Source organism: Psychroserpens mesophilus (assembly GCF_050617655.1).
GTDB classification, from domain to species: Bacteria; Bacteroidota; Bacteroidia; order Flavobacteriales; family Flavobacteriaceae; genus Psychroserpens; species Psychroserpens mesophilus_A.
Map to the genome: position 1 here is coordinate 1 of NZ_JBODQC010000489.1, position 238 is coordinate 238.

A 238-nucleotide genomic window follows, 5' to 3' on the forward strand; every position below is an offset into this window, starting at 1 on the left:
GCTGCGCGCGCCCATGCGCGCCATGCCATAGCGGCCGCAGCGCCGGGGATCGGCGGGCAGGGGGACTTCGGGCATGGTGCCGCTGGCGCCATCCTGCCCCCTCATCCACAGCACGCCGAACAGCAAGGTGTCCGTGGCCAGGGTCACGCTGCGCAGCAGTTCCAGGTTGTTGCAGTGCAGGGTGAACAGCTTGTCGGGCTCGGCTCCCTCGCCCCACAGCTCGGCCAGCTGCCGCGCC

Annotated in this window: 1 protein-coding gene; it reads right to left on the bottom strand. The window is 71.8% G+C overall.

Annotation, left to right across the window (positions count from 1 at the left end; all coding sequences use genetic code 11):
- On the bottom strand, window positions 1-238 hold a 238-nt coding region (locus tag ACRHNM_RS18115), incomplete at both ends, for a hypothetical protein (protein WP_431138019.1).